Source organism: Deltaproteobacteria bacterium (assembly GCA_005879535.1).
Classification (GTDB): Bacteria; Myxococcota; Myxococcia; order Myxococcales; family 40CM-4-68-19; genus 40CM-4-68-19.
On record VBKI01000114.1, the window covers coordinates 1 to 4,210 of the forward strand.

The following is a 4,210-nucleotide window of genomic DNA, read 5'->3' on the forward strand; positions in this document are numbered from 1 at the left end:
CGAACGCTGTCGGATGGTCACTCGCAGCTGCGTCTCCTTGCCGGGCTCTACCTGGACCGTCTCGCGACCGAGCGCTGCGAATGGCGACCAGACGACGGCGTGCCAGGTGCCGCGGGGAGCCCGCTGGATCTCGAAACGGCCGTCGCGGCCCACCCGCGCGTAGTACGGGTTGGGGACCACCAGCACGTTCCCGTTCATCTGCGAATGGATGTTGCAGTAGACCGAGACGACGCCGGGCTTCTCCAACGTGACCGTCTTGGCGATACCGCCGCGATACAGCCCGAGATCGAATTTGGCATCAGGCGTCGGGGAAAAGACGTTGTGGTAGAACCCGTCGCGGTTGGGAAAGGCGACGGTCGCCCCCACGGGAACGATGAGGAGAGGGGGAGCGAACGATTTGTCCGCCTGCGCCATCTCGAAGGGCCCTTTCGCCATCTCGTCGAGCGCGGGAGCGTCCTCGAGGAACACCACCACCTGGTCGACGGGCGGCGCCGGCCTGAGCGACGCCCGCACGACGACGACTTCGCCGACGATGGAGCCGCGCTGAACCGGCGCTGCTTGCGACACCGGCGCCGCAAGCAGCGAGAGCGCGGCGGCGACGCGCCCGAGCGTGGCCCTAGAGGTTGACGCCAAAGAGGATCCTTCCGCGGTGTAGCGAGGCGTCGTCCGTCAATCCGAAGCCAAAAGTGGCTGCGAGCCAGAAGCGGCCACGTCCATAGGCCAGCGATGGTCCCGCCCACAGCTCGCTCTCGCCGCCCGTCTTCAACTCTTTCTCACTGAAGATCTCGCCACCAAGGCGAAAGCCAGCGGGCAACTCTACGGTGCTGGCGAACGAGCCAACGAAATAGGGGACGGTCTCCGTGTCCGCGAACTCAAGGTATCCGCCGAGGTTCGCGGTCAAGTTGAGGCGGCCGAGATCGCGGGAGAGGATTGCCGTGAACCACCCGGTGTTGGGCGTCCCCGCGGCGACCCGCTGCCCGTACTCGGCGCGGAGGCGCACGTCCACGGGCCAGGCACCCTTGTCGGCGAGCAGCCAGCTCGCGTGGGCCCGCAGCGAGGAGAGCGCCACGCTCGAGCTGACGCCCGGCCCGCTCACGGGCGGCTGATCGAAGATGGCGAACAGTCCCGCCTCGATCCGGTCGGTGAGACCGGCGACCGGACCGAGCCACCAGTCCCAACCTGCGAAGCCGGAGCGCGGCTTCTCGGCGGAGAACCAGCTTTCCAGCTCGACTGTTCCGTCGGGAAGCGAATCGACGCCTTGGCTGAACGCGTACGGTCTCGGTCCCGCAGCCGCGGGACGGCAGGGAAGCAGCGCGGCCAACGCTCCCGCCAGCACCAGGCACCGCGCGGCCCTGCGGGCCAAAGAACGATCGGCAACTCTCATGATGAATCCCCCAGGTTTGCGTCGGGCAACCGATGACGCTTTCAGAACTCTGCTGCGCACCGATGTGCCGATCAATTTTTGTCCATGTATGTGCAAGGAGTGGGCATGCCGAATTGCCCTACCACGCAGCCGCGCTGCGCCAGACGTTTCCGCGCCTGCTCCTTGCCGACGCACTATGCTCGGCGAGAGGGGAAGCGGCATGGCGACAAATGAGGCGCGGCGCGGTCTGACGCGCATCGCTCTCGCACCCAAGCTTGTGCTGATCGTCGCCTCGGTTGCAGCGCTCATGGCCGCGACGCTCCTCGCCATCGTCACGAGCAAGACGTCCGGAAACCTGATCCAGGAATTCGAATCCAAAGGCGAGGCAATCGCGCTTTCGCTCGCCTTCGCCCTCGAGGGAAACGGGCAGGGAACTCCGGCGGAGAACGTCGGCCGGGCGAAGGGATTGCTCGACGCGAGCAGGACGCTGAACGGCGTCAGCTACATCTACATCCAGGATCGGGAAGGCTCGATCCTGGCGCATACCTTCGTGCCCTCGTTCCCGCCCGAATTCGTCGAACAGAACTGGATCGAGCCGGGCGAGCTGGCCAGGTCCGGGCGGCGTGTGAAGATCGCGCCGCGCAAGCAGATCGAGACCGCAGCCGGGCGGATCAACGCGATCGACGTCGCGGCGCCAATGGCGCACGGCACCCTCGGCGTGGTGCACGTCGGGATGGACTGGGGCTCCATCGAGCGAACCGTCGAAGGGCTGCGCAGGTCGATGTTGCTCTGGAGCGCCGGGGTTGCGGCGATCGCGATCGTGGCAGGCTTCGTCCTCGCCGCCGCGATGGTCGTGCGGCCGATCCGCAGCCTCACCCGCGTGACCACGGACATTGCGGAGCACGGCGATCTCACCCAGCGCATCGAAATCGACTCGACCGATGAGATCGGCCAGCTCGCCGCCAGCTTCTCGCGCATGGTGGGCCGCCTGAGCGCCATCCACGGGAGCCTGAAAAAGTCGGCAGGGGTGCTCAACCACAGCGTCGTGCAGCTGGGCTCTTCCACCGACGAGCAGGAGAAGGCCTTCGGGCTCCAGGCTGCCGCGCTGCTGCAGGCGCAGGCGACCGCGCAGCAGATCAAGGACGGCTCCGTCCGTGCGCTGGAGCGCGCGGGAGCAGTGCTGAAAGCGGCCGAGCGCGCCGCCGATTTGGGCCGCACCGGAGAAACGGCGATTGAGACGAGCTTCGCCGGCCTGAGCGACATCCGCGGCCAGGTCGCGCAGATCGCGGAGCAGATCGGATCGCTCCGAACATGGATCGACCAGATCGGGCGCATCACCGAGACGGTCAAGGACCTCGCCGATCAGTCGAACATGCTCGCCCTCAACGCCGCCATCGAGGCGGTGCGGTCGGGCGAGCACGGCAAGGGATTCGCCGTCGTCGCGCGCGAGATCCGCCTGCTCGCCGATCAATCAATCCGTGCCACGTCACGCGTCCGGGAGGTCCTCGGTTCGCTGGGCAGCGCGATCCGCGCGGCGGTGAGCTTGACCGAGCAAGGTGCGCGGCGGATGGAGACGGGCCTCGTCCAGGTGAGGACCTCGGGGGAAACCTTCCGCGAGCTGTCGAACAGCGTGGCGCGCACGCGGGAAGTGGTGCGGGACATTGCCGCTGCCGTCGACCAGCAACATGCAGGAATCGATGCCATCTTCGGCGCGGTTACCGAGGTGACCGGCAACATGGGACAGGCGCAGACGCGGCTCTCGGGCACGGTGAGCGCCACCGCCGAGGTGAAAGCGGTCTCCAACGAGATCCTCGCGATCCTCGAAAGCTACCGCGTCTGATGCCGCCGGCGCTTTGCTGAAACGGCAACGGATGGCAGCTACCTGTATGGCACGCTCGATCTGCCCGAAAAGTGCATCTGAAACGCCCGTGCATGCTGTACTCTGGTCGCCGCGCCCAAAGGAGTTGAGCATGAGATTCGGACCGCTTGCTGCTGTTTTGGGACTTCTCGTTGGATGCACGGGTCTGTCCCCGCAGGTCCGGGAGCGCGCCGCGTTCGATTTCAGCTGCCCAGAGGACAGCGTTGCCGTCGATGCGTTGCGCTTCGGCTACGTCGCGCGCGGTTGCGGGAACGAGGCCGTGTACCTCGTCCAGCACGGGCGGGTGACCCGGGATTCCGAGATCAGGAAAGCCGTGGAGAAGCCACCCACGCCCCGCGACGATTCCATTCCCGATACCAGTTCCATGACCGTCCGTTAGAGCCGCGCGTCGCTACCCACATCGCCGAAGAACTTCTCTTTACAGTGTCTCGATCCACGCCTCGGCGGTGGCGCCGGGGTGCCCGAAGAACGTCCCGTCGGGAAGGATGATCGTCGCCCAGCCGCTGTATCGATCTCCCTGCGGCTCGAGGTCGACCGCGATGTCCGGCTGAGGCGACGAGGTCGCCGCGCCGGCGTCATGGATCCAGAATCGAAGCACGTCGGAGAGCATGAACTGCTCGGCGTATCCTCGCACGTCCCAGGCGTCGAACCCCTCCGCGGTGCAGGAGAAGCTCGCCGTCGTGAAGTAGGTCTGGATCTGGCCCTCGCAGCGATACGTCGGGTGCACGTCGTCGCGAATCACCGTGACGTGGATGGATGCGTTCGACGGCCAGCTCGGTGACTTGCTCTGGGGTCCGCCGCACGAGAACAAGGCAGCACACGTCGCCACGATGAGCACCGATCGCATCAACTCCTCCGGTCCGGGATGATTGCGACCGTATCTGCAAAGAAAGATGCTCGCGATAATTTGGAACGCTTTAAATCGAGCCGCGCATGAGGAGATCGGCGATTATCGGCGCAAGTGTGGC

The 4,210-nt window shown here is 66.1% G+C and carries 5 protein-coding genes; 2 read left to right on the top strand and 3 right to left on the bottom strand.

What is annotated here, in order from left to right:
- Both E6J58_24195 and E6J58_24200 read right to left on the bottom strand, forming a co-directional pair.
- Positions 1-633 (bottom strand): hypothetical protein (locus E6J58_24195; protein TMB31611.1); only part of this gene is annotated, 633 nt, incomplete at its 3' end.
- A complete protein-coding gene (locus E6J58_24200; GenBank protein TMB31612.1) occupies positions 617-1,096 on the bottom strand; it encodes a hypothetical protein in 480 nt (159 codons plus the stop codon). The genes E6J58_24195 and E6J58_24200, both read right to left, overlap by 17 nt.
- 16 nt (positions 1,097-1,112) lie before the next feature.
- Here E6J58_24200 and E6J58_24205 point away from each other — a divergent pair, with 16 nt between their 5' ends.
- Both E6J58_24205 and E6J58_24210 read left to right on the top strand, forming a co-directional pair.
- Positions 1,113-3,203 (top strand): HAMP domain-containing protein, encoded by a 2,091-nt coding sequence (locus tag E6J58_24205; GenBank protein ID TMB31613.1) that lies wholly within the window; start codon positions 1,113-1,115, stop codon positions 3,201-3,203.
- A 130-nt stretch (positions 3,204-3,333) separates the two neighbouring features.
- A complete protein-coding gene (locus tag E6J58_24210; protein ID TMB31614.1) occupies positions 3,334-3,621 on the top strand; it encodes a hypothetical protein in 288 nt (95 codons plus the stop codon).
- Positions 3,622-3,660: 39 nt separating this feature from the next.
- Here E6J58_24210 and E6J58_24215 read toward each other — a convergent pair whose 3' ends face one another.
- Positions 3,661-4,089, bottom strand: a complete 429-nt coding sequence (locus E6J58_24215; GenBank protein TMB31615.1) for a hypothetical protein — start codon at positions 4,087-4,089, stop codon at positions 3,661-3,663.
- Positions 4,090-4,210 lie beyond the last annotated feature (121 nt).